Consider the following 22133-nt stretch of genomic DNA (forward strand, 5'->3'; position numbering starts at 1 on the left):
GAGGGGTTGTCATGAACAACTTGCTTAAGGCGCTCGCCGGCGCGTCCGTGCTCTCGCTTGCGCTGGTCGGCTGCGGCGGCGGCGATGGCGGCGGCAGCAGCACCCAAACCGGCACGCTGCACGTCGCGATGACCGACGCGCCGTCGTGCGGCTTCGATCACGTCTACGTCACCGTGTCCCAGGTTCGCGTCAACATGAATTCGAACGCCGGCGACAACGATGGCGGCTGGTCGACGGTCTCGCTGCCGGTGCCGCAGAAGATCGACCTGCTGTCGCTGACCAACGGCGCGCTCGCCGACCTCGGCCAGACCGCGCTGCCGGCCGGCCAGTACCAGCAGGTTCGCCTCGTGCTCGCGCAGAACCAGGGCAACACGCTCGCGAACTCGGTCGTGCCGACCGGCGGCAGCGAACAGCCGCTCGCGACGCCGAGCGCGACGCAAAGCGGCTACAAGATCATCAGCCCGTTCACGGTCCAGCCGAACACGCTCGTCGACCTCGTGCTCGACTTCAACGCGTGCAAGTCGATCGTGCAGCGCGGCAACGGCACGTATGGGCTGAAGCCGGTCGTGACCGCGACGCCGACGGTGGTGAGCGGCGCGATCACCGGCTACGTCGCGCAGGCCGAAGCGGGCGCGACCGTCTACGCCGAACAGGGCGGCAAGGTGGTGCGCGGCACCGTCGCCGACGGCACCGGCAAGTTCGTGCTGTCGCCGCTGATCCAGAGCTCGACGCAGGGCAACTACGACGTCGTGATCGTGCAGAACAACGTCGCGTCGGGCATCGTCCGCGCGGTGCCGGTGGTCGTGAACACGAGCACCGCGGTGTCGACGTCGAACGTGCCGATCGCGCTGCCGGCTTCCGCGATGAGCACCGTCAGCGGCACCGTGACGGCCAGCGCGAACGCATTGGTGCGTGCGCTGCAGACGATCAATGCAAACGCTTACGAGATCACGTCGGCCAACGCGAACCTGGATACCGGCTTCTACGCGCTGTCGGTGCCGACCGCCGCGCCGATCGTCGGGACCTACACGGGTGCGCTGCCGGTCGCGCTGGCCGCGGTGCCGGCGGCCGCCGGCCAGTACACGATCGAGGCTGATGCGGCATCGGGTGCGACGCAGGCGACGAACGTCAACGCGACGACCAGCCAGACGAACGTCAATTTCTCGTTCTGACGGCTTGACCGGGCGGGGCCGCACGCGGCCCTGCCCAAACGACCATGGAGAATGCAGTGAAGAAGAAGGTCATCACGCTGCTGACGGCTGTCGGCGTGCTGGGCGCATTGAGCGGATGCGCGGTCTACGTGCCGGGCCCGCCGGTGGTGGTTGCGCCGCAAGGCGGCCCCGGCAACGGCTTCTGCCCGCCGGGACAGGCCAAGAAAGGCAATTGCTGAGCGCAATGCGCATGCATGAACGAGAAAAGGCGCCCGAGGGCGCCTTTTCCGCTTCTGCGATCCGCGCAGGCCGTTTAAAGCGTATGGCCGAACGCGTTGCGCTTCTCGTGGTTCGTATGCGTGGTCGCGTGCGCGGTGTGACCATGCGCATGGCCGTGGCCCGGCTGCACGCCCGCGCGGCCGGCGATCGTGCCGGAGCGGTCGGCCGCGCGCGACAGGCCGTGGTCGCGGTCGCCGGCGTGGATGCCGTTCGAGTTCGACATCGCCTCGCCGCTCATGTGGCCGCCCGACAGGCCGCCGGCATTGCCGCCGCTGCCGCCCGCGCCGTGACCGCCGCCGTTCCCTCCTCCATTACCGCCTGCCGCCGCGTGGGCCGATACCGCGCCGAGCGCAAGACATGCCGCTGCGAGCACGGACAGGAAGCGTCGTTGTTTCATCGTGGTGCTCCTTGGAGCGCATTGAGATGATTCATTGTACGAACGGGCCGGCGCGCGGCCATCGCGCGTTGTAAGTATTCGTAACGCGGCATCGGGCGGCCATTTATCAGACCAATTCAGGCGTCGCCCGCTGTTGAAACGGATGCCGCCCCGCGCGACACTCGTGCTATCTGCCCTGTACCGGCCCCATGCCGTCGATCGACCTTCAAGATGGCGTAGCCGGCCGCGCCCCCATGCGGCGCGTCAAGGAGTTCCGATGGAATCGCGCACCGCCGTGTCGTCCCGTCCCGCGATCCCCCGCACCGTGTGGGCGCTGGGGTTCGTCAGCCTGCTGATGGACCTGTCGTCGGAACTCGTGCACGCGCTGCTGCCCGTCTATCTCGTGACGACGATGGGGATGAGCGTCGCCGCGCTCGGCATGCTCGAGGGCGCGGCCGAAGCGACCGCGCTGCTCGTGCGGATCTTCTCCGGCGCGCTCAGCGACTGGCTCGGCCGCCGCAAGGCGCTGCTGCTCGCCGGCTACGGGCTCGCCGCGCTGACCAAGCCGCTGTTCCCGCTCGCGCACGGGCCGGGCCTCGTGATCGCCGCGCGCCTCGTCGACCGCTTCGGCAAGGGCATTCGCGGCGCGCCGCGCGACGCGCTGGTCGCCGATGTCGCCCCGCCCGAGATTCGCGGTGCGTGCTTCGGGCTGCGGCAGTCGATGGATACCGTCGGCGCGGTCGGCGGCCCGCTGCTCGCGATCGCGCTGATGTTCGCGTTCGCGGACCAGATCCGCACGGTGCTGTGGTTCGCGTCGATCCCCGCGTTCGCGACGCTTGCGGTGCTGCTGTTCGGCGTGCGCGAGCCCGACGCCGCGGCGGCCGGGCGCGCAGGCGCCGCGCGCCCGTTCCGTTCGCCGCTCGACCTGCGCGCGCTGCGCGCGTTCTCCGGCCGCTACTGGTTCGTCGTCGCGATCGGCGCGACCTTCACGCTCGCGCGCTTCAGCGAGGCGTTCCTCGTGCTGCGCGCGCAGCAGACCGGCATGGACGTCGCGTGGGTGCCGTCGGTGATGGTCGTGATGAGCGCCGCGTATGCGCTCGCCGCATATCCGGTCGGCGTCGTGTCGGACCGGCTCGACCGGCGCGCGCTGCTCGCGATCGGCATGGCGCTGCTGATCGGCGCGGACCTGCTGCTCGGCACGCGCGCCGACGTCGCGACGGTGCTGACCGGCGTCGCGGTGTGGGGGCTGCACATGGGGTTCACGCAGGGGATACTCGCCGCGATGGTCGCCGATACCGCACCGGCCGAATGGCGCGGCACCGCGTTCGGGCTGTTCAATCTCGCGGCCGGGTTGGCGATGCTGCTGGCGAGCGTGATCGCGGGATGGGTGTGGCAGCGCTTCGGCGCGCCGGCGATGTTCTTCACCGGCGCGGCGATCGTGCTCGTGCCGCTCGCGATGTGCGGGTTCGCGCCGGGACGGAATGCGGGCTGACGCTCGCGAACGATGCGCACGGCGCGAAGCCGTGCGACGGTGACGGACTCATTGCGCCGGCGGCGTGCCCTGCGCGGCGGCCCGGCGTTGCGCGGCGAGTTCCTCCGCGTGCTTCTTCGCCATGTGATGGCCGACGATGCAGCCGCCGACCGCGCCGGCCACCGCATGGTGGCCCGCGTAGTGGCCGGCGACGCCGCCGACGACCGCGCCCTTCATGCAGCCCACCGCATGCGCGCTGCCGATCGTGGCGAGCGCCACGCCGGCGGCGAGCGCCCATTGCCTGATGTGTCGATGGGTGGTGACCATGCGCTCACGCTCCTCGTCGTCGGTTGTTGGTTGGCGAACCGCTCAGCGGGATCAGTCCCAGCGGCCGCGATCGCGCCATGCACGCTCACGCCACTCGTGCTCGCGCCATTCATGGCGGCGCCACGCGCGTTCACGCCATTCGCGGGCACGCCAGTCGTCGTAGCGATAGCCGACCGGCGCGTACGCCACCGGCGGCGCATAGGCGACGGGCGGCGGCGCCGCATACACCGGGGCAGGTGCCGCGTACACCGGAGCCGGTGCCGCGTAGACGCCCGGCACGCCGATGCCGACCGCGACGTCGACGTGCGCCGACGCGGCGCCCGACGCCGCCAGTACCGCGATACCGAGAACTGCACCGAGAAGTTTCTTGTTCATCTCGCGACTCCCTGCACTCGACGTGCTTCCAGTGAATACGGTTCGGAGTGTAGGTCGGGGTCGTCGATACAGGTGAAACCGGTCTGCGAGACTGGTAACGGGTGTTTACGGCGCCGCAGCGGTCGTGCGCGATGCGTGCCGGCGTCGGCACTCACCGCACGCCGTCACGCGCGAATGTCGCCCGGGCTGCGCAGCCAGTGCACGCTGAACAGCTGCGCGTCGTCGGTCCACACGGTGTCGGGCTCGAAGCCCGCGCGCCGCGCGATCGCGTGAAAACCGTCGATGGTGAACTTGTACGAGTTCTCCGTATGGATGCGCTCGCCGGCCTCGAAGCGGAACGTGCGGCCGCACACGCGCACGGTTTGCGTGCGCATGCTGACGAGATGCATCTCGATGCGCTGCTCGCGTGAATCGTAGAACGCGTGATGCGCGAACGCGTCGATGTCGAAGTCCGCGCCGAGTTCGGCGTTCGCGCGCGCGAGCAGGTTCAGGTTGAAGGCCGCGGTCACGCCCTGCGCGTCGTTGTACGCGTCGTGCAGCGTCGCTTCGTCCTTCACGAGATCCGCGCCCACCAGCAAGGCCCCGCCGCGCAGCAGCCGCGCCGCGTCGCGCAGGAACGCATCGGCTTCGTCCGGCGAGAAGTTGCCGATCGTCGAGCCGGGAAAAAAGCCGATGCGGCGGCGCGGCTCGGCCGCCAGCGCGGCGAGCTGCTCGGCCTTCGTGTAGTCGGCCGCGAGCGGCGCGACGTCGAGCCACGGATACGCGGCGCGCAGCCGCGCGGCCGCGCCGTGCAGGTAGTCCGCGGAAATGTCGACCGGCACGTAGCGCGCCGGCGCGCGCTCCGCGGAAAACGCGTCGAGCAGGATGCGGATCTTCGCGAGCGAGCCCGCGCCGAACTCGACGATGTCCGCGTGTGGGCCGACGCGCCGCACGATGTCGGTCGCATGCGCGCGCAGGATGCCGAGCTCGGTGCGCGTCGGGTAGTACTCCGGCAGCGCGCAGATGCGGTCGAACAGCGCGGAGCCCGCCGCGTCGTAGAAGTATTTCGGCGGGATGCTGCGCGGCCGTCGCGACAGCCCGTCGATCAGGTCGCGCTCGAACGCGCTCGGCCGCGGGTCGCGGGCTGCTTGCAGGCCGCCGCTCGTGGCGGCCAGATCAGGCGTCTCTCGCAAGTCGCACCCCCGTGAATTGCCAGCGCGCGGCCGGCGGAAAGAAATTGCGGTACGTCGGCCGCGCGTGGCCCGGCGGCGTCGCGACGCTGCTGCCGCGCAGGACCTGCTGGCCGACCATGAACTTCCCGTTGTATTCGGCGGCCACGCCCGCGAGCGGCCGGAAGCCCGGATACGGCTCGTACGACGAGCGCGTCCACTGCCATACGTGGCCCGTCATCTGCCGGATGCCGTCCGCGCCGTACGCGGCCTCCCATTCGAATTCGGTCGGCAACCGCGCGCCCGCCCATTCCGCGTACGCGGCCGCTTCGTAGAAGCTCACGTGGCACACCGGCGCATGAGGCGCGAGCGGCTCCACGCCGTGCAGCCCGAACGCCTGCCACGCACGCAACGGCGTGTCGGGCGGCACGGCGCGTGCGGCGTCGGCGCCGTCGCGCGCGAGCCAGTACGCGGGTGCGCACCAGCCGTCGCGCAGCACCGTCGCCCAGCCGTCCGACAGCCAGAGTTCGGGGCGCGCGTAGCCGCCGTCGGCGATGAACGCGGCAAAGTCCGCGTTGGTCACGAGGCGCTCCGCGATCTCGTACGGCCGCACGAGCGCCGTGTGCCGCGGCCGCTCGTTGTCGAACGAGAAGCCGTTGCCGTCGTGGCCGATCTCGACGAGCCCGCCCGGCTGGCGCAGCCAGCGCGGCGCGGCGGCTTCGTCGTGCACTGCGGCGCCACCGTCGCCGGCACGCGGCCGGAACGCCGGCAGCAGCGGATTGCATGAGAACGCGTGCAGCATGTCGGTGACGATCAGCTCCTGGTGCTGCTGCTCGTGATGCAGGCCGAGCTCGATCTCCGGCGCGATCGTTTCGAGCAGCGCCGCGTCCGCGCTCGCAATCGCGCGCAGCAGCGCTTCGTCGACGTAATGACGGTACGCGCGCACCTCGTCGAGCGACGGGCGCGTCAGCAGCCCGCGCTGCGGCCGCGGATGGCGCGGGCCGAGCGATTCGTAGTACGAGTTGAAGAGAAACTGGAACGCGTCGTCGAACGGCGCGTAGCCCTCGACGCGACGCATCAGCACGACCGTCTCGAAGAACCACGTGGTATGCGCGAGATGCCACTTGGTCGGGCTCGTGTCGGGCATCGACTGCACGGCCTGGTCTTCGGCGGACAGCGTCGCCGTCAGTTCGACGCTGCACGCGCGCACGTCGCGATAGCGGCGCTGAAGCTGGGATGCAAGGAGGCTCATCGGTTTACCGTCCACGTCGCGCTGCGCTGCGTTGCCGGAAAAGGATGCCCCGCGCTCGACGCGCGCGGCTGATGCGACCTGCGATGCTGCGACGGGCGGCCGAAGTTGCATCGCTTCGTCCGCCCGTGCAGAGGAGTATGGCCTAGAAATGTGAATGTCGCGAACCGCGCGTGGGCTGAAACCGCATCGCAAGAAAAATGAAAGCAGGCGGCGAGACCGCTCGTGACACTCGCATGACGCGCCGGTTTGTCCGAAGAACAGCACCCATGCAAAAAAATCTGACGTGAATGTCACACACGCGGGGGCTCGCTCGTCATGTCATCGGAACCCAACCCAGGAGATGGAACCATGACCGCTAAATTCGACCCGTTCGCCGCCGCCCCGTCGCTGATGAAGAGCTGGATGAGCACGTCGCTCGCCGCGCAGGCGAGCCTCGAGCCGACCCTGATCGAGCTGGTCAAGATCCGCGCGTCGCAGATCAACGCGTGCGCCAACTGCATTAACATGCACACCGTCGAAGCGCGCGCGAACGGCGAAACCGAGCAACGCCTGTACCTGCTGCCGGCGTGGCGCGAGGCACCCTGCTACACCGATCGCGAACGCGCGGCGCTCGGCTGGACCGATGCGCTGACGCGGCTCTCCGAAGGCCACACGCATGCCGACGCATACGAGGCGCTCAACGCGCACTTTACCGAGGAGGAACAGGTGAAACTCACGCTGATGATCAACGTGATCAATGGCTGGAACCGGCTCGCCGTCGGCTTCGGCATGTGGGTCGAACCGGCCGCGGCGAAGGCCCCCGCTGCCCAGGCAGCCGCCTGATGACGGACCTCGACCCGGCGGCGGACGCGGCCGCGAGCTTCGACCCGCTGCGCCGCACGCTCGTGCGCGTCGCGTACCGGATGCTCGGCTCGGTCGCCGATGCCGAGGACATGGTGCAGGAGGCGTTCATCCGCTGGATGGACGTCGAGCGCGCCGAGGTGCGCGTGCCCGAGGCGTTCCTGCGCCGCATGGTGATGCGGCTGTGCCTCGATCAGCTGAAGTCCGCGCGGCACCAGCGCGAGACCTACATCGGCCCGTGGCTGCCCGATCCCGTCGTCGAGGAGGACGCGCAGGAGGACGTCACGCTGCCGCTGATGCTCGCGCTCGAGCGCCTGTCGCCGCTCGAACGCGCGGCGTTCCTGCTGCACGACGTGTTCGGGCTGGAATTCGACGAAGTGGCCGCGACCATCCGGCGCGAGCCGGCCGCATGCCGGCAGCTCGCCGCGCGGGCGCGCGCCCACGTGCGCGACGCGCGGCCGCGCTTCAAGGTGGAGAAACAGCGCGGCGTCGAGATCGCCGAGGCGTTTTTCGCGGCGTCGCGCAGCGGCGACATGCGCGTGCTCGGCGCGCTGCTGGCCGAGGACGTGAGCCTGCACGCGGACGGCGGCGGCAAGCGCCCGGCCGCGAATCGGCCGATCTTCGGCTTCGAAGCCGTGATGCGGGTGCACGAAACGCTGGCCGCGCTGTTCAGCAAGCACGGTTCGACGCTCGTGCATGCGGGCTTCGTCAACGGCCTGCCCGGCTTCGTTACGCGGGAAGCGGACGGCGAGCTGCAGACCACCGCGCTCGAGATCGAGGACGGCAAGGTCGTGGCGATCTACGTGGTGCGCAACCCGGACAAGCTGCAGCACCTGCATTGAGCGGACGCGCCCGCACGCAGGCGGGCGCCGCTCCCCTCTCCTCCCCCTACTCGACCGTCACCGATTTCGCGAGATTCCTCGGCTTGTCGATGTCCGCGCCGCGCACGCACGCCGCGTGATACGCGAGCAACTGCAGCGGCACGACGTGCAGGATCGGCGACAGCAGCCCGTAATAGTCCGGCATCCTCAGCACCGAGATGCCGTCGCCGTTGTCGATCCGCGTATCGGCATCGGCGAACACGTACAGCTGCCCGCCGCGCGCCCTCACCTCCTGCATGTTCGACTTCAGCTTCTCGAGCAGCATGTCGTTCGGCGCGATCGTCGCGACCGGCATCGTGTGCGTGACGAGCGCGAGCGGCCCGTGCTTCAGCTCGCCCGCCGGATACGCCTCGGCGTGAATGTACGAGATCTCCTTCAGCTTCAGCGCCCCTTCCAGCGCGATCGGATAATGCAGCCCGCGGCCGAGGAACAGCGCGTTCTCGTGGCGCGCGAATTCCTGCGCCCAGCGTTCGACCTGCGGCTCGAGCGCGAGCACGTCGGCGAGCGCGTCCGGCAGGCGCCGCAGCTGCGTCGTGTAGCGCGCGAGCTGCGCGTCGTCGACGAAGCCGCGCAGCCGCCCGAGCGTGACCGCGAGGATGAACAGCGCGACGAGCTGCGTCGTGAAGGCTTTCGTCGACGCCACGCCGATCTCCGGGCCCGCGCGCGTGAGGAACCGCAGGCCCGTCTGCCGCATCATCGCGCTGGTCGGCACGTTGCAGATCGCGAGCGTGTCCGGATGGCCGAGCGATTGCGCATACTTCAGCGCCGCGAGCGTGTCGGCCGTCTCGCCCGATTGCGACACCACGACCACCAGCGTGTTCGGCATCGCGAGCGCATCGCTGTAGCGGTATTCGCTCGCGATCTCGACGTGCGCGGGCATCCGCGCGATCGTCTCCAGCCAGCGGCGCGCGGTGAGCCCCGAGTAATGGCTCGTGCCGCACGCGAGGATCAGCACGTTGTCGATCTGCTCGAACACCTGCCGCGCGTCCGGCCCGAACACCGCGGGATCGAACAGCCCCGCATCGGGAATCGTCGCCGCCACCGCGTGCGGCTGCTCGAAGATCTCCTTCTGCATGAAATGGCGATACGGGCCGAGCTCGACCACGCCGTCGCCCGACGTGACCGTCTGCACCGGCCGCTCGACCTGCACGCCGTTGCGATCGAAGATGCGCGCATGGCCGGCCGTCAGCTCGACGATGTCGCCTTCCTCGAGAAAGATGAAGCGGTCGGTGATGCCCGCGAGCGCGAGCGCGTCCGACGCGACGAAGCATTCGCCGTCCTTCAGCCCGACCACGAGCGGCGAGCCGACCCGCGCGCCGACGAGCCGCTGCGGCTCCGATTTGCTGAACACCGCGATCGCATACGCGCCATGCAGCTGCGTGGTTGCGTCGCGCACCGCCGCGAGCAGGTCGCCGCGGTACTTGCTGTGGATCAGGTGCGCGACGACCTCGGTGTCGGTCTGGCCGTCGAACTCGTAGTGCTCGTCAGACAGTTGCGTACGCAACGTTTCATGATTCTCGATGATGCCGTTGTGCACGAGCGCGATCTCGTCGCGCGAGAAGATCGGGTGCGCGTTGCAGGTCGCCGGCGCGCCGTGCGTCGCCCAGCGCGTGTGCGCGATGCCCGTGCTGCCGGACAGCCCGGCGCTTTCCACGTGCGCCTCGAGATCCGCGACGCGCGACACGCTGCGTTCGCGTCGCGCGATGCCGTCGACGACAGTCGCGACGCCGCATGAATCGTAGCCGCGGTATTCGAGGCGGCGTAAGCCTTCAATCAGGATCGGAACGATGTTCCGTTGCGCGACCGCGCCGACGATGCCACACATGACGCGTTACCTCCAGTGAAAAGACCGGTGCCGTGCGCACGAGCGCTCGGCACGCAAGCGAAACAATCCGGCGTGACGGCCGCGGCCGTCGTGATGCTGGCGCGCGGCGATACGGCGTGCGCGTGTGACCCGCGTGAGCGTGCCGGCCGCGATGCCGAGGCTCGCGCACGGCGAGCGCGGCGCATCCAGATCCAGCGACAGCAGGCACGCGAGCGCGCTGCATGGCAGCGCCCGGGCGGGCGTGCGGCGCGTGGATGCGCGGCGGGTTCGGCGGGTGCGGCCGAACGCGAGCAAGGCCGCGCGACGGCGGCTTGCGGGCACGTGCCGCACGATGCGATGCGTCGGCGTGCCGTCGAACTGGCCGGCCGCGCGGCGCGGCGGCGACAGCGACTCGCGGATGCGGCTGTCGTCGACGACCGGTACGGGCAGCGTGGCCGGCATGACGCAGGCGAGAGCAGGGACGATCGACACGGGCCATTCGCGGCACGGCACGCCCGACGCGGCGCGCGAGCCCGGCAGGTCGACGAGCGGCGGAAACGGCCAGGTGCGCAGGGACAGGGCGGGGCAACGCGACACCGGGCACACGTCGCGCCCGCAGAGCAGCAGCGCCGCGAGCCACAGCCAGGCAGCCGAGCAGGTCGGCAGGAACGCGACGTCGCGACATGCGCGGCACGCCAGCGCCGCATCGCATGGCGCCAGCGCGCACGCGAGCGCGAGCAGCCACACCTCGTCGACGCAGAACGAACCCGCCCGGCAGTCCTTCATCGTTCGTCCCCGTGTCCGCGCCAGGATCGCCGTCGCGGACGGACAGGATTCAAGAGGAGCAGGCGGAGCAGGCATCGGTTCGCGGCGCCGTTTCCCGCCAGCGGCGCCGCGGATGCTGGTCCCTCACGCCGTTTCCCGGCCTCGTATCAACTGCATATAGCCGTCCCGATGTGTACCGCTAGTCGTTCGCGCTGCCGGGACGGGGCATGTTTCATTGGAAGCAAAGGCCGAGCCATCGCGCGGCGCGCCCCGTCCGGCAAGGTGCAGGCGCGGGTTCGCGGCGTGCGTGGCCGTGTGCGTGAAAGGTTTTTGATTCATCGGCGTATCAGCGTTTTACGGGCCGCGGCGCGCATGTCCTTCGGCCGACGGCGGGCCGTCGTGCAGCCGAAGCATGCGCAATCGGCGTGCCGCATGCGCATGGGCGTGCCTGACGATTCGCCGCGCGTTTGCAAATAGCGCTTGCCCGCCGTCTCCATGCAGCGGCCGCCACACGGGCACCAGCGCCCGTTTCACCGACGCAACGTTTCCGCACCATCGCCGCCGACATACGCCGGCGTGGGGAAAATCCCCATGCATGCGCAACGGTCGACCCTGCGAGTCGCGCGCAGGCATGAGACGTGCGCACATCCTTCCGGCACGGATGGCGGCGGCGGCGCGCGTAGCGCTTCGCGATGCATCGCGGGTGCATGCAGCCGGCCTTGCGCCGTATCACGTGTGTAACGTTCCGGTGCGGGCCGCACGACGCCCGCGCGCGCCACGCGACGCGGTTGCCGGGCACGGCGCGGCTGGTTTGAAACTTGCAGCATCCGATACACCGCACGCAGCCCGCGCTCGCATTCGCGGCGCCGCGACACATTGGGCCGATGATCCCGATGGGATGACGAGGTACGACAAATGACATGACTTGCCACTCGCAATGAGATGGCGGGCACGAGGACGCTTCGCCGGCGCATGCCCCCACGACGAAACGGCCCCGGCCTTTAACGCAGCGCGGCCTGCCGGCCGCCGGTTGCCGCTTGTCAACCGGGCGGCGGCCCGGCAGCTCATGGCCGCACTGCGCCGCCGATCCACCCGTGCTTGCGCGCGGGCTCGCCTCGCGCGCCTGGACGAACGGAATCAGGGAGCGATTCGAGGTTCGACATGCGGAAATTCCTGTTTGTATTCGGCACGCGCCAGGAGGCGGTCGGGATGGCGCCGCTCGTGCGCGCGCTGCGGGCCCACGGCAACGTCGACGCGAAGGTGTGCGTCACCGTGCGGCGCCGGGAGACCTTCGAGCCGTTGCTCGCGCTGTTCGACGTGATGCCCGACTACACGCTGAACCTGACGGACGCCGGCCATGCGCAGGCCGACTCGACGTCGGGCCTGCTGCAGGCGATCGGCGGCCTGTTCGACCGGCTGCACCCGGATAGCGTGGTGGTGTACGGCGACACCATCACGACGCTGATGGTGAGCCTCGCGGCGTTTTACCGGTATCTGCCGGTCGCGCACGTCGAGGCGGGCCTGCGCAGCGGCGACATCTGGTCGCCGTGGCCGGAGGAGCTGAACCGCCGCATCACCGATGCGGTGTCGAGCTGGCATTTCGCGCCGACCGAGCGCGCGCGGCGCAACCTGTACAGCGAGGGCGTGCCGGCCGACAGCGTCGTGCTGAGCGGCGACACGCTGATCGACGCGCTGCAGGGCGTGCGGCGCATCCTCGAGCGCGACGACGCGTTCGCGCGCGCGATCGCCGCACGCTATCCGTTCGTCGACGGCACCGGGCGCCTCGTGCTGGTGTCCGGCCATCACTTCTACACCGGCGAGATGCGCGCGTGCTTCGGCCATGCGCTGCGGATCCTCGCGGGCCGGCACCGCGACGTGCAGTTCGTCTATGCGCTGCATGGCGAATCGAGCGTGGACGAGCCGATGCAGGCGCTGCTCGAAGGGATTGCGAACCTGCACGTGATCGAACCGCAGGCGTATCTGTCGTTCGTGTTCCTGATGTCGCGCGCGCACTTCATCATCACCGACTCGTGCGGGATCCAGGAGGAGGCGCCGGCGCTCGGCAAGCCGGTGCTCGTCACGCGCGACACGTGCGAGCGGCCGGAGGCCGTGCAGGCCGGCAATGCGCGGCTCGTCGGCACGGATGCGGAACGCCTGGTGGACGAGGCGTCGCGCCTGATCGGCAACGACCGCGCGTACGACGAGATGGCGCATGCGAGCAACCCGTACGGCGACGGCCATGCGTGCGAGCGGATCGTGCATGCGCTGCTGAACCGGCCGCATGCGCTGCCGAACATCGTGAACTTCGGGATGGGGGCGGGGGAGATGCCGTACAACGCGCTCGCGATGGGGCTGCATGCGCTGCGTTCGGCGTGAAGGCGTAGTGAAGGCGCAATAAAAAAAACGCCGCGCGAACCTGTCGCGCGGCGTTTATACGATTGGCTAGTCGCTTCGCCTGCGGGCGATGCACACTGCCGGACCCCTTCGATTGTGCGTTGGTAGGCTCGATTGGATTCGAACCAACGACCCCCACCATGTCAAGGTGGTGCTCTAACCAACTGAGCTACGAGCCTAAGAAGCCGCAGATTATAGGCAGGCTTTGTGCGGAGCACAAGGGGTTTGGTGAAAATTCTTTCGCGGGCGCGTGTGGGGGTGCACAGCGCGACGCGTCCGTGCCGCGGGGTTATCCACATTTCCTTCTGGATAACCGCCCTGCAAGCCTCTGGATTCACAGTGGAACGATTCGGGATATCTGTGGCGGCTGTGAGCCGGGGCGAAAGTTGTTCTGTGCTCCACAGAACTTTGCACCCGAGTCTCGGGGGGTTATGAATCCGGCAGCGTGTTGATTTCTCAGGGGGTTTGGGGAGTTATCCACAGATTGGCGCGCGGCTTGTTAACTACTACTACGTTTATATACATATCGGTTCAAAACCATTGGATAACCACAGGGCGGCGACTGTGAGCGGTGCATAGAAGAAGCGGAATGCTGTGGTTCAGCCAAGAGGACCGCCATCGCGCGGCACCGGCATCACGTCGCGGACACGCGATGTCCCGACGCCACGGACACATCCTTTCACGCCCTGAAATAAATCCGCTGGCCGATTCGCGCGGCGTTACCTTACTGCCCTGATTCGACTGTAGAATTCCGCGCGATAGCGCAACAGACACCATCCGAGGGTGCTGAAATAAAAAGGGCCGCAATATGAACATGCCGGACATAGCCGCTGCGATTCGTGGCGGCCTGATTCAGCAGGACCGTTTACTCAAGCTCGCAACCCCGCTCGGCGAGAACGCACTCGCCGTCCAGCGGGCAGTGGGGCGATCGCGAATCGGACGAGACTATTCATTCACGCTCGACGTCATGTCGACGGATGGCGGTCTCGAGCTGAAGAAGCTGATCGCCCAGCCGGCGACGCTCTGGATTCAACAGGCAGACAAGTCGTACCGGCCGGTGAGCGGCTACATCTACACCGTGCGCCGGCTGGGCGCGAACGGTGGCATAACGACTTACCAGATCGAACTGCGCGCGTGGATGCACGTGCTACGGTTTCGCCGCGACCAGAAGATCTGGATCGACAAGCACGTCGACGAGATCATCTCCGAGGTCCTGGACATGCACCCCGAAGCGCGGGGCCGATACCGCTTCGCGCTGTCGCAGCCGCTGCCGAGCCGTTCGTATACGCGCCAGAGCGAGACGGACTGGGATTTCGTGCACCGGCTGATGGAGAGCGAAGGGCTGTTCGCCTGCTGGGAACAGGCGGGCGACGGCACGTCGCATACGCTCGTGATCACCGATAACCTGCAGACGTGCGCGCCGCTGTCGCCGGAGACGGTGCGCTTCTATCGCGCGGGCGCCTCGAGCGAGACGGATGCGTTCACGCAATGGTCGGGCACCCGCACGCTGCAAAGCGTGACGCTGTCGACCCGGACGTTCGACTACAAGAATCCATCGGTATCCACCAACCCGAAAGGCACCAACGTGCCGACGATGGCGGGCCAAGGCGCCTTGCCGGACCAGCTCGAGGTCTACGAGTACACCGGCGCGTATACCTATCTCGACCAGTCGCGCGGCGACCGTCTGACGAAGGTCCGGATGGAGGAATGGGAGTCGCAGGCGAAGCGCTTCCACGCCGCGGGCGGCGTGCGCGGTATCGACGCGGGGCGGCGCTTCACGCTGTCGGACCATCCCGAGCACGATCGCGACCCGGCCGACCAGCGCGAGTTCGCGACGATCGAAGTGGCGTGGTGGATCGAGAACAACCTGCCGGTGTCGAGCGACGGTCCGCACTTTCCACATGGCCTGGGGCCAGAGCTTGAGCGCATCCGTGCGAGGTATCAAGGCGCGTCTGCGCTTCAGGTGCCGCATGGCGACGGCTCGGTGGGTTTCTATCTCGTCGAGGTCGAAGCGCAGCGCGCGAGCGTGCCGTATCGCAGCCCGTTCGAGCATCGCAAGCCGGAGATGCATCTCGAGACGGCGATCGTGGTCGGGCCGCGGGGCGAGGAGGTCTACACCGACGAGCTGAACCGCATCCGCGTGCGGTTCGTCTGGGATCGTGTGAACCCGGGCGACGAGAACGCGTCGTGCTGGGTGCGCGTCGTGCAATCGGATTCCGGCGGCGGCTATGGCGGCGTGCACATGCCGCGCATCGGCGAGGAAGTGCTGATCGACTACATCGGCGGCGATTGCGACCGGCCGCTGGCCGTCGGCCGCGTGTACAACGGCGCGACCAAGCCGCAATGGCATAGCGACGGGATTCTGTCCGGCTACCGCTCGAAGGAATATTCGGGCGGCGGCTACAACCAGCTCGTGATGGACGATGCGACCGGCCAGAACCGCGTGCAGCTGATGAGCAGCAGCGCGAACAGCCTGCTGCATCTCGGCTACCTGATCGACCAGAACGGCAATTCGCGCGGGTCGTATCTCGGCAGCGGGTTCGACCTGCGCTCGGATGCATACGGTGCGGTGCGCGCGAGCCAGGGCCTGTACGTGACCACGCACCCGAAGGCCCCGAACAGCCAGCCGCTGGACGTAAAGGAAACGCAGCAGCAGCTCGTGAATGCCGAGAGCCTCGTCGAGTCGCTGTCGGGCGTGAGCGAACAGCACCAGGCGGAAAGCCTGAAGGACGCGCACGACACGATGCGCGCGTTCACCGATGCGACGCAGGACAGCGCGTCGGGCAGCGCATCGGGCGGCCGCACGGCGGGCGGCGGCACCGGCAGCGCGAACGCGTTCAAGGAACCGGTGATGCTGTTCGGCAGCCCGTCCGGGATCGGGATGTCGACGCAGCAGTCGGTGCACGTGGTCGCGAACGATCATGTGAACGTTGCGAGCGGGCAGAGCGTGCATGTCGCGGCCGGCAAGTCGTTGCTGGCGAGCATCGGCCAGAAGCTGAGCCTGTTCGTGCAGAACGCGGGGATCAAGCTGTTCGCGGGCAAGGGCAAGGTCGAGATCCAGGCGCAGTCGGACAACGTCGAGGTGACCGCGCAGAAGACGGTCAAGGTGCTGTCGGCGACCGACAAGATCGATGTTGCCGCCGACCAGGAAATCCTGCTGACGAGCGGCGGCGCATACATCCGCATCAAGGGTGGACAGATCGAGATCCATGCGCCGGGGAAAATCGACGTGAAGGGCGCGTCGCATACGTTCAGCGGGCCGGCGAGCATGGGGTATCCGCTGCCGAGCCCGAGGCCGGATCAGCCGGGGCAACTGGAGTTGCTGCACCAGTACGCGAACGGCGAAGGCTTCAAGGGTGGCAAGTTCACGGTGCTGGATGCCAATGGCGGCGTGTTGCGCGAAGGCGCACTCGACGCGAGGGGGCACACGATCGTGAGCGGCCTGCCTGCCGGCGCCGCACACGTTCAGTTCGGCGAGGATTCGCGCAACCAATACGATCCGTCGAGCGTATTCAAGACGGCGCAATGGCCTGCGAAGCCTTCGCAGCCGGCCGACGCGGCCGCGACGGCCATGTCGCAGCTGGGCGGCTTGTTGCCGCCGGGCGCGATGGGCGCGGTGTCGGGGGCCACGAAACTGGCTGGCGTCGCCGGACAGGCTGCGCAGGGCGGCATCGGCCAGGCGATGAGCGTTGCGCAGGGTGCACTTGCCAGCGCGTTGCCGCAAGGCGCAATGAGCGCGGTCTCGGGCGCGACGCAACTGGCGGGTGTCGCAGGTCAGGTCGCCAACGGCGGCATCGGCCAGGCCTTGGCCGGCCAGGCGATGAGCGTTGCGCAAGGCGCGCTTTCCCAGGCATTGCCATCCGGCGCGAGCGCGGCGCTGGCGCAGGCGAGCCAGCTCGGCGCCGCGGCGAAGCAGGTCGGTGCGCTCGCGCAAGCGGCACGTAGCGCCGCACCTGCATTGACCTCGCTCTGACGAGCCATTCGCGCCGGACGCGACCCACACACTTTCGAACACAAGAACCGTTATGACCGATTCTTCGGGCGTCATTCTTCCCAAGCCGACGGAGGTTTACGTCGCGCCGTTGCTGCAGATCGAAACCGCCGACGTCAGCGCCGGCATCAAGGCGTGCGACCGCTGGCTGCGTGGCATCAGCGACGATTTCATCACCATCGAGCGGCTCAAGATGGTCGCGAGTTCGCTGCCCGTGGTGGCCAACATCATGGCGGCCGTCGATCTCGTCCTCGACATCAAGGACATGGTCGAGCATGGCCAGCATGGCCGGAATCCCGACGTATTCGATTATCTGAACCTCGGCCTCGACCTGATCGGCATCGTTCCGGTGCCGCCCGGCACGGCCCAGTTCCGCATGGGCATGCGGCCTGTCATGAAGCTGGTACGGCAGAAGGTCGTGCAGAGCGGCAAGGCCTTGGGTGAGGCATCGTTGCAGGTCATGCAGACCGCGCTGCTGCAGGCGCTGATCGACAGCCTGAGCGAGCAGTTCGCAGGCAAGATTCAGAGCTTCGTCGACGGGGTGACGAAGGAATTGAACAGCGTCCTCAAGACGTGCGCCGAGTACATCGAGAAGTTTTTGATCGGGTTTGCGCACCTATTCGAGGAAGTCGCGGGCGAGAAGCCGATCAGTGCCGCGCACAACGTGCGCGCGGCGGAACGTCACGCGAGCCAGATTGCGGCGGGATTCGCCGCGCATGACGCGAGCAAGACGTTTTCGAGCCTGGGACACCTGCTCGTCGATTTCGTGAAGATCGAGGCGAAGGGGGTGATCAATGCCGGGACGCGGGCGGCGAAGGTGCTGGACCTGAAGTACCGCGAGCCGCTGCTGAAGATGGCGAAGGCGTTGCGTGCGATGGTGCCGGTGGTCAAGGAGAAGATCCTTGCGCTAGGCGGGGTCGACGCGGGCAAGATCGGCTGGTTGATCAACCTGATTCAGGTCGCGATCGAGAAGAAGCGCGACATCCTGCGCAAGCAGAAGGTGCATTCGACGGGGATCAAGGAGCAGGGCGCGACGAAGGTTCATCGCCAGGAGGGCGAAGGGCAGAAGGAGACGGTGCGGCATACGGAGCCGGCGAAGCATCCGGGGCCGAATGACAGCAAGGTCAATTGTCCGGTTCGTTCACCGTCGGTCGCGACGAAGCGTTCCGTGGGCTTCGCGCTTGGCGACGAGCGGCTCGAACATCACGATTTTACGGTGCCTGGCGTTCTTCCGATGGTCTGGACGCGCACCTATCGATCGTTCTTCGACGCCAACGATGCGCAGGGCGAACTGGGCGCGCGCTGGATTACGCCCTATACCACGCGGATCGACGTGCGTCGTGACGGATTCGTATACCACGATGCGACAGGGCGCAGCATCGACTATCCGCTGCTCGCACCTGGCGAAGCACATGTCGACCGGAGCGAAGGACAGACGCTTTTGCGGCTCGATGAAACGTGGATCACGCTGACTCGCGGGCACGAACTGCTCGAAGCATACGAGAAGCGAGGCGACGCGTTTCGCCTTGCCTTTGTCAAGGATCGGTCTGGTAACCAGATCACGCTTGCCTATGACGATCACGATCGGCTGATCCGGCTGATTGCACCCACTGCCGCCGTTGCCTTCGGCTACGACGACAAAGGCCGAATTGTCGAAGCCTCGCATCACGATGCCGAAGGTCGGCGTATGGGTACGTTGGCACGCTATACCTATGACGTGGACGGGGATCTCGTCGTGGCGACTGACCGCAACGGCGACTCACGCGAATACGCGTACCGGCATCACCTGATCACGCGCTATACGGATCGGACCAGCCGGGCGATGAATCTCGAATGGGATGGTATCGGGCCGAAAGCGAAGTGCGTCCACGAATACGCGGATGACGGCAGCTTCGACACACGTTTCGCATGGCATCCGGATTTCAGGATGGTCAGCGTCACCGATGCGCTCGGCAGTGTGACGCAACACTACTACGACCTGCATGGTTATACGTTCCGCATCGTTCACCCTGACGGCGGCGAAGAATGGATGTATCGGGATGCGAATCACAATCTCGTGCAACACACTTATCCCGACGGTGGCGTCGAGCGAATGACCTATAACGGTCATGACAACCTCGTGCGGCATGTGCGCGTCGACGGCAGCGTCATCGAGATGGAATACGACGAGAAGGACCAGATGGTCAGGATCGTCGATCCGCAAGGCGCGGTGTGGCTGCGTGAATACGATGATGCGGGCAGGGTCGCTGTCGAAACCGATCCGCTCGGCCACAAGACAACCTACAGCTATAACGCGCAGGGCTTGCCGACCGAAGTGACCGATGCGAAGGGCGGCACGAAGGTCCTGGCGTATAACGACGCCGGTCAGTTGATTTCGCATACCGACTGTTCGGGCAAGACGACAGCCTGGGCCCACGACGCGCAAGGCCGTCTGATCAAGACGACGGATGCGCTGGGCGGCGCGACGACATACCAGTATGGCGGCAACGGGCGACTCGAATCGATTCGCACCGCAGCAGGCGTCAAGCGCATTCAATACGACGCCGAGGGGCGCCTGATCGTCGTCACGGACCCGTTGGAACGTACGACGCGTTACAGCTATGACGGTGCGGGCCGCGTCGCGACGCGAACCGATGCGCTCGGACATTCACTGAGCTATGGCTATGACCGGCTCGGGCGGCTCGTGCGGCTGACCGATTCGAATCACGCGAGCTATCAATGCAAGTACGATCCGGTAGGCCGGTTGCTCGAGACGATCGGTTTCGACGGGACGGAAACGCGCTATATCTACGACGAAGACACGGGCTACGTTTCGACGATCGACACGGCAGGGAAGATCACGCAAGTCGAATTCGATCGTGGCGGGAGGCTGACACGACGCGCATGCGGCGATGCCGAGGAACGCTTCGCGTACGACGCGCTCGGACGACTCGTTGACGCGCGGAACGCATGCAGCCGTGTGCAGCATTTCTTCGATCTCGCGGGGAATCTCGTGCGCGAGCATCACGCGTATGACCTCTTCGGCGTGCAGCGCAGCTACGTCTGGCATCACACATACGACGAACTGGGCGTGCGTATCGGCACAGTGCGCCCGGACGGCCACAAGATTGATTGGCTTACCTACGGATCCGGGCATGTCCATGGCATGGTGCTCGACGGCGAGGCGCGCGTGCATTTCGAACGCGACGACCTGCATCGTGAAATCCATCGCAGCTATGCGAGCAAGCTCGAGCAGCGGACCGAATATGATTCCGCAGGGCGTTTGCAGCGCCATACCCTACGGCGCGAGAATGCTCCCGCGCCATTGAGCGCGCGTCATTATCGTTACGATGCCGCGGGCCAGCTCATGCACGTCGAAGACAGCCGGCAAGGGTTATTCGACTATCGATACGATCCGGTCGGACAACTGATCGAGTCGATCGGCCATGGCGGAACCGAGCGCTTTGCGTTCGATCCCGCGAGCAACCTGATCGATGCAGGCAGTCCGGAACATGCCCGCACGCTCACACCGGCGAGCCCGGGTCGATCCGACAGTACGTTGCCACCCCAGGTGCCGAGAGTACTCGGCAACTTGCTCAGGGAATATTCTGGCGCGCATTTCAGATACGACTCGCATGGGAACGTGATCGAAAAGCGGACACCAGGCGGCGTGCAGCGCTTCGAGTGGGATGCGTTCAATCGACTGGCTCGCGCGCGAATCGAAACCGCAACGCGGCAAACCGATGCACGATATTTCTACGATGCGGCCGGAAGGCGGATCGCGAAAGAAGTCGACGGTATCGCAACCGTGTTCGGCTGGGACGGCAACAAGCTCGCCTATGAGAGCGACGGTGAGCGCAGTACGCATTACGTCTATGAAGCCGGGTCATTCGTGCCGCTGGCGCAGTACGTCAGTGCGCCAGTCGGCGGGATGCCGACGCCTTCGCACGATAATTCGGCGCGCTATGCGCCCGAAGACGATCCGTTGCAACAGATTCCGGATCCAGGGAGGGACGCCCACCTGTATTACTACCATTGCGATCAGGTTGGTACACCGCTGATGCTGACGGATGAACTGGGCGATATCGTATGGGAAGCGAGGTACAAGGCGTGGGGCGAAGCGAAGGAGATCATTGCGCGCGTGTCGCGCACGACAAGGCACGCAGTACGGAACGCGATTCGCTTCCAGGGACAGCAGTTCGACGAAGAGACCGGGCTCGCCTACAACCGGCATCGCTATTATGATGCGACGACGGCGCGATATGTCAGCGCCGATCCGATCGGGCTGTTGGGTGGCGTCAACCCGTTCCGCTATGTTCTCGCGCCGACGGGATGGGTCGACCCGCTCGGATTGAGCGAAGACCCGTGCTGCTCATGTGGGGGCAAGGCAATCATTCGGCACTATCGTGTCGAGAATTCGGCAACCGGACATTACACGGTCGAAGTAGAGAGTGGTTACATGTCGCTTCATACGCATCAGGTCACGCGCACGGAGGCCGGCGACACGACGATCGTGAACGAACGGCGCTCACGTTTGATGGATGGCGATCCGATTCTCCATACGGCTGAAGTGCCGTTGCCCGATGCAAGGGCCGCGATCGCCTATCAGCAATCGCAGATCGGTAAAGATATCGGAAAATATGATGAACGCACCAATAGTTGCGTTGATCACGTGGCGAGCGTGCTGCGAGCAGGCGGCGCCGATGTTCCGCAAGGACCGTTGGGACAGATGAGATACCTGGGGAAACTGGGGTTCAAGGCAAAGGTGAAATGATGCCATTAGTAAGTTGTTCGTATCACGGGTATACCGGTGGCCAGCTTGTGACGCAGGCCGTACTCGATCTCGTCAATGATCGTGCCCGCTGGAAAGGTAGCCACCGGGTACTGCCGTTGATACTCGTGCGTGACGACATCGAGTTTCCGGGTTTCATGCTTGAATCCGAGGAAGTGAAAATTCTAGAGTTGGGTGGTACACCCGAGGGCGGCGGAATTTATCGCTTCAACGATGATGAATCGATGGAATCGGCAATTGGGTTGCTGACGGCAAGCTGTGGCGGCTGCCTGCGTGAGTTGATGGAGTTGCAGGAAGGTGCGTAGGCA

Annotated in this window: 16 protein-coding genes and 1 tRNA gene; 9 read left to right on the plus strand and 8 right to left on the minus strand. The window is 66.7% G+C overall.

Going from position 1 to position 22133, the window contains the following annotated elements; translation table 11 throughout:
• Positions 1-11: 11 nt before the first annotated feature.
• Together ABFO07_RS02370 and ABFO07_RS02375 are read left to right on the plus strand one after the other, a co-directional pair.
• Positions 12-1172 carry a DUF4382 domain-containing protein gene (locus ABFO07_RS02370; RefSeq protein WP_059892170.1) on the plus strand — a complete coding sequence of 387 codons (1161 nt, stop codon included), beginning with the start codon at positions 12-14 and terminating at the stop codon, positions 1170-1172.
• 56 nt (positions 1173-1228) lie between these two features.
• Positions 1229-1390 (plus strand): hypothetical protein, encoded by a 162-nt coding sequence (locus ABFO07_RS02375; protein ID WP_124483003.1) that lies wholly within the window; start codon positions 1229-1231, stop codon positions 1388-1390.
• Between the two features lie 74 nt (positions 1391-1464).
• Here ABFO07_RS02375 and ABFO07_RS02380 read toward each other — a convergent pair whose 3' ends face one another.
• The gene (locus ABFO07_RS02380; protein WP_347468209.1) at positions 1465-1827 is read right to left on the minus strand and encodes a hypothetical protein; all 363 of its coding nucleotides are present in this window, start codon (positions 1825-1827) and stop codon (positions 1465-1467) included.
• Positions 1828-2083: 256 nt separating this feature from the next.
• On the opposite strand from ABFO07_RS02380, the gene ABFO07_RS02385 reads away from it, so the two are divergent.
• On the plus strand, positions 2084-3298 hold the full coding sequence (locus tag ABFO07_RS02385; RefSeq protein WP_059810901.1) for an MFS transporter: 1215 nt from the start codon (positions 2084-2086) through the stop codon (positions 3296-3298).
• Positions 3299-3346: 48 nt separating this feature from the next.
• Here ABFO07_RS02385 and ABFO07_RS02390 read toward each other — a convergent pair whose 3' ends face one another.
• The 4 genes from ABFO07_RS02390 to egtB all read right to left on the minus strand — a co-directional run bounded on the left by ABFO07_RS02390 (position 3347) and on the right by egtB (position 6379).
• The gene (locus tag ABFO07_RS02390) at positions 3347-3604 is read right to left on the minus strand and encodes a hypothetical protein (RefSeq protein ID WP_347468210.1); all 258 of its coding nucleotides are present in this window, start codon (positions 3602-3604) and stop codon (positions 3347-3349) included.
• Positions 3605-3655: 51 nt separating this feature from the next.
• Positions 3656-3979 (minus strand): hypothetical protein, encoded by a 324-nt coding sequence (locus ABFO07_RS02395; RefSeq protein WP_059960589.1) that lies wholly within the window; start codon positions 3977-3979, stop codon positions 3656-3658.
• A 164-nt stretch (positions 3980-4143) separates the two neighbouring features.
• Complete coding sequence (gene egtD, locus ABFO07_RS02400; protein ID WP_347468212.1) at positions 4144-5151, minus strand: L-histidine N(alpha)-methyltransferase; 1008 nt, start codon at positions 5149-5151, stop codon at positions 4144-4146.
• Positions 5135-6379 carry an ergothioneine biosynthesis protein EgtB gene (egtB, locus tag ABFO07_RS02405; protein ID WP_124490529.1) on the minus strand — a complete coding sequence of 415 codons (1245 nt, stop codon included), beginning with the start codon at positions 6377-6379 and terminating at the stop codon, positions 5135-5137. Before egtB ends, egtD begins: the two co-directional genes overlap by 17 nt.
• Positions 6380-6727: 348 nt before the next feature.
• Here egtB and ABFO07_RS02410 point away from each other — a divergent pair, with 348 nt between their 5' ends.
• Positions 6728-7201 (plus strand): carboxymuconolactone decarboxylase family protein, encoded by a 474-nt coding sequence (locus ABFO07_RS02410; protein WP_347468214.1) that lies wholly within the window; start codon positions 6728-6730, stop codon positions 7199-7201.
• Entirely contained in the window at positions 7201-8061 is an 861-nt protein-coding gene (locus tag ABFO07_RS02415) for a sigma-70 family RNA polymerase sigma factor (RefSeq protein ID WP_060017492.1), read from the plus strand. The genes ABFO07_RS02410 and ABFO07_RS02415 overlap by 1 nt, the downstream gene beginning before the upstream one ends.
• Positions 8062-8107: 46 nt before the next feature.
• On the opposite strand, the gene glmS is transcribed toward ABFO07_RS02415, so the two are convergent.
• Both glmS and ABFO07_RS02425 read right to left on the minus strand, forming a co-directional pair.
• Positions 8108-9925, minus strand: coding sequence for a glutamine--fructose-6-phosphate transaminase (isomerizing) (glmS, locus tag ABFO07_RS02420; protein WP_059810895.1), 1818 nt, complete (start codon positions 9923-9925; stop codon positions 8108-8110).
• Positions 9926-9931: 6 nt separating this feature from the next.
• Complete coding sequence (locus ABFO07_RS02425; protein ID WP_059810894.1) at positions 9932-10690, minus strand: hypothetical protein; 759 nt, start codon at positions 10688-10690, stop codon at positions 9932-9934.
• Positions 10691-11830: 1140 nt separating this feature from the next.
• On the opposite strand from ABFO07_RS02425, the gene wecB reads away from it, so the two are divergent.
• The gene (gene wecB / locus ABFO07_RS02430; RefSeq protein ID WP_060017471.1) at positions 11831-13045 is read left to right on the plus strand and encodes a non-hydrolyzing UDP-N-acetylglucosamine 2-epimerase; all 1215 of its coding nucleotides are present in this window, start codon (positions 11831-11833) and stop codon (positions 13043-13045) included.
• 120 nt (positions 13046-13165) lie between these two features.
• On the opposite strand, the gene ABFO07_RS02435 is transcribed toward wecB, so the two are convergent.
• Positions 13166-13242 (minus strand) — tRNA-Val (locus ABFO07_RS02435).
• Between the two features lie 629 nt (positions 13243-13871).
• Between ABFO07_RS02435 and tssI the strand changes: the two genes are divergently transcribed.
• From tssI to ABFO07_RS02450, 3 genes are read left to right on the plus strand one after another with little or no spacing between them, the layout of a single operon-like run.
• Positions 13872-17036 carry a type VI secretion system Vgr family protein gene (gene tssI, locus ABFO07_RS02440; RefSeq protein ID WP_069236518.1) on the plus strand — a complete coding sequence of 1055 codons (3165 nt, stop codon included), beginning with the start codon at positions 13872-13874 and terminating at the stop codon, positions 17034-17036.
• 52 nt (positions 17037-17088) lie between these two features.
• Positions 17089-21807 (plus strand): RHS repeat-associated core domain-containing protein, encoded by a 4719-nt coding sequence (locus ABFO07_RS02445; RefSeq protein ID WP_347468217.1) that lies wholly within the window; start codon positions 17089-17091, stop codon positions 21805-21807.
• Entirely contained in the window at positions 21804-22130 is a 327-nt protein-coding gene (locus tag ABFO07_RS02450) for a hypothetical protein (RefSeq protein WP_230941962.1), read from the plus strand. The genes ABFO07_RS02445 and ABFO07_RS02450 overlap by 4 nt, the downstream gene beginning before the upstream one ends.
• Positions 22131-22133: the final 3 nt, after the last annotated feature.

It is taken from the genome of Burkholderia stagnalis (genome assembly GCF_039848545.1).
Taxonomy (GTDB): domain Bacteria; phylum Pseudomonadota; class Gammaproteobacteria; order Burkholderiales; family Burkholderiaceae; genus Burkholderia; species Burkholderia stagnalis.

What these genes read in the sequence shown, in the direction of transcription:
- ABFO07_RS02370 (WP_059892170.1), top strand. Translation starts at nt 12, where the DNA reads ATGAACAACTTGCTTAAGGCGCTCGCCGGCGCGTCCGTGCTCTCGCTT.
- ABFO07_RS02380 (WP_347468209.1), bottom strand. Translation starts at nt 1,827, where the DNA reads ATGAAACAACGACGCTTCCTGTCCGTGCTCGCAGCGGCATGTCTTGCG.
- ABFO07_RS02385 (WP_059810901.1), top strand. Translation starts at nt 2,084, where the DNA reads ATGGAATCGCGCACCGCCGTGTCGTCCCGTCCCGCGATCCCCCGCACC.
- ABFO07_RS02390 (WP_347468210.1), bottom strand. Translation starts at nt 3,604, where the DNA reads ATGGTCACCACCCATCGACACATCAGGCAATGGGCGCTCGCCGCCGGC.
- ABFO07_RS02395 (WP_059960589.1), bottom strand. Translation starts at nt 3,979, where the DNA reads ATGAACAAGAAACTTCTCGGTGCAGTTCTCGGTATCGCGGTACTGGCG.
- egtB (WP_124490529.1), bottom strand. Translation starts at nt 6,379, where the DNA reads ATGAGCCTCCTTGCATCCCAGCTTCAGCGCCGCTATCGCGACGTGCGC.
- ABFO07_RS02410 (WP_347468214.1), top strand. Translation starts at nt 6,728, where the DNA reads ATGACCGCTAAATTCGACCCGTTCGCCGCCGCCCCGTCGCTGATGAAG.
- ABFO07_RS02415 (WP_060017492.1), top strand. Translation starts at nt 7,201, where the DNA reads ATGACGGACCTCGACCCGGCGGCGGACGCGGCCGCGAGCTTCGACCCG.
- glmS (WP_059810895.1), bottom strand. Translation starts at nt 9,925, where the DNA reads ATGTGTGGCATCGTCGGCGCGGTCGCGCAACGGAACATCGTTCCGATC.
- ABFO07_RS02425 (WP_059810894.1), bottom strand. Translation starts at nt 10,690, where the DNA reads ATGAAGGACTGCCGGGCGGGTTCGTTCTGCGTCGACGAGGTGTGGCTG.
- wecB (WP_060017471.1), top strand. Translation starts at nt 11,831, where the DNA reads ATGCGGAAATTCCTGTTTGTATTCGGCACGCGCCAGGAGGCGGTCGGG.
- tssI (WP_069236518.1), top strand. Translation starts at nt 13,872, where the DNA reads ATGAACATGCCGGACATAGCCGCTGCGATTCGTGGCGGCCTGATTCAG.
- ABFO07_RS02445 (WP_347468217.1), top strand. Translation starts at nt 17,089, where the DNA reads ATGACCGATTCTTCGGGCGTCATTCTTCCCAAGCCGACGGAGGTTTAC.
- ABFO07_RS02450 (WP_230941962.1), top strand. Translation starts at nt 21,804, where the DNA reads ATGATGCCATTAGTAAGTTGTTCGTATCACGGGTATACCGGTGGCCAG.